This is a genomic window from Mesorhizobium sp. M5C.F.Ca.IN.020.32.2.1 (genome assembly GCF_004023105.1).
Classification (GTDB): domain Bacteria; phylum Pseudomonadota; class Alphaproteobacteria; order Rhizobiales; family Rhizobiaceae; genus Mesorhizobium; species Mesorhizobium wenxiniae.
The window spans coordinates 1-1,028 of sequence record NZ_RZSX01001364.1; the positions used below are offsets into that span (position 1 = coordinate 1).

General features: G+C 65.1%; 1 protein-coding gene. It reads right to left on the reverse strand.

Going from position 1 to position 1,028, the window contains the following annotated elements:
• On the reverse strand, window positions 1-1,028 hold a 1,028-nt coding region (locus EOA86_RS36020), incomplete at both ends, for a glutamate-5-semialdehyde dehydrogenase (protein ID WP_128345792.1).

Genomic DNA, 1,028 nt, shown 5'->3' on the forward strand with positions numbered 1-1,028 from the left:
GCTCGACACCGACCGGGCCGCGCGCATGCATTTTGCCGGTAGCGATGCCGATCTCGGCGCCCATGCCGAATTCGCCGCCATCGGCGAATTGGGTCGAGGCATTGTGCAGAAGGATCGCCGAATCGATCTCATTGAAGAAACGTTCGACCGCGTCGGCATCCTCGGCGACGATCGCCTCGGTGTGGTGCGATGAAAAATTCTCGATATGGTCGATCGCGCCGACAACGCCGTCGACCAGTTTTACCGCGATGATAGAATCGAGATATTCGGTCACCCAGTCGGCGTCGCTCGCCGGTTTGGCGTCAGCAAAAACTTTCAGCACCTCGGCGTCGGCATGGATTTCGCACCCTGCCGCGCGCAACGCGTCGAGGATCGGCACCAGATGGGTGGAGGCAACAGCGCGGTCGACCAGCAGCGTCTCGGCAGCGCCGCAGACGCCGGTGCGCCGCATCTTGGCGTTGACCGCAATCCTGACCGCCATCTCGAGCTTGGCCGAGCGGTCGATGTAGAGATGACAGATGCCTTCGAGATGAGCGAAGACCGGCACCCGCGCCTCGTTCTGGACGCGTTCGACCAGGTTCTTGCCGCCGCGCGGAATGATGACGTCGATATTGCCGGAAAGCCCCTTCAGCATCTCGCCGACGGCGGCACGGTCGGCGGTCGGCACCAGCTGGATGGCATCCTCCGGCAGCTTGGCCGCCTTCAGCCCTTCGACCAGGCAGGCATGGATAGCCGCCGAGGAGTTGAGCGAGTCCGAGCCGCCGCGCAGGATCACCGGATTGCCGGCCTTGAGGCACAGCGCGCCGGCATCGGCCGTCACGTTCGGCCGGCTCTCGTAGATAACGCCGACCACGCCGAGCGGCGTGCGCACGCGCTCAATATGCAGGCCGTTCGGCCGGTCCCATTCGGCAATGACATCGCCGACCGGATCGCGCAATTCGGCGATTTCGCGGATCCCGGCGGCCATGGTGCGGATGCGCGCCGGGTCGAGCTTCAGCCGGTCCATTGACGCCGCCGACAGCCCGGAC